At 34.0% G+C, this 1,233-nt stretch carries 1 protein-coding gene; it reads right to left on the bottom strand.

The genetic code is table 11. The features are described from left to right. Positions 1-1,233, bottom strand: a 1,233-nt coding sequence (locus ABIK75_03110) for a hypothetical protein (protein ID MEO0090079.1), incomplete at both ends; no start/stop codon positions are given.

Here is a 1,233-nt window from a genome sequence, read left to right as displayed (position 1 = left end):
CAACGGTTGAATCATAAATAATTACTTGGAATTTATCCCAAACTTCTCTCGGATTGTAATAATGAACACTATCCCACTCAATTATTATCCGGTGATTTAAACTATCATACAAAAACCAAATCCCATTACTTTGAGGTGGATATAAATCATCCCAATTAGGACAAATCATCGCACTGGGATTTGTTGATGTCGGGTCAGGTAATGGTTGATTACTATAACTAATTAATGTTGTTCTCATTGGTGTTATCCAGCCATTAGAACATACTGATAGAGAATCATTATAGATAACTCCATAGTATTTGAAACTAAAAGGCCATTTTATTCTGATTGTCTGGTCATCGTTAGTTATGGGCAATCTTATACCGATATTTCTTATCTCAATCCATTCGTATCTTGGACATTCAGTATAAGTAGAACAAGAATTATCATAAGCCCAATAGATATATTGATTATCAGGTATCGGGCATGTTGCTGTCCCACCACCGGTTTGAATTCTAATATTTACTGAATCTAAATAATTGTTAGCGACCATAATTAGTTTAAAATTTGTCTGCCATCTCGGCGGTGTATTCGGTGAGATAAATATCCGTGGATCTAATGGACCAACTTCTGAATCTGGTAAGATATCACCAAAATAGGTAATTGAATCAATAATAGTAATAAATGTATCGCTTGTCCTTAAAATTGTATATACTGACTCAGCGGTTTCATTTCCCATATTTCTTATTTTGAATAAAAGTGATACCAATTCATTTGGTTCTGCTCTTCCATTGCCATTGCCATTCGGTGGAGTATCAATTATTCCAAAAAGAGAAGGTGTTAATAATGGACCAGGAGAAGTATAAGCAACAATCGCATCCAAATCAAAGCCAGCAGTCGGCGAAGAACTGCCGTCACCATCATCAACAATTTTTATATACCGTGCCCAATTTAAACCACTTCTACTTAAATCAAAAGCAGCAGTTCCAGTATCACTTCCACAAAAATAGAAAGGACCATTCCAATTCTGGGAGACATAAACATTATAACCTTCTGGGTCATTATCATTTTCATAAACAAAAAAGTCAATTCCTGGTTGATTTAAAACCGGTTTTAACATATCAATAACAATCCAACCATTAATTCCTAAAGATATTCTTCGGTCATCAGGATATCCTAATGCCAAATTAGAAAAAGTTGGAATAATATTATTATCTCTGTGCCTTAACATTGTTGTTATAAAACCAAAATATC

Source organism: candidate division WOR-3 bacterium, assembly GCA_039801725.1.
Classification (GTDB): domain Bacteria; phylum Hydrothermota; class Tepidihabitantia; order Tepidihabitantales; family DTDR01; genus DTDR01.
This window is presented reverse-complemented; position numbering and strand designations above follow the sequence as displayed.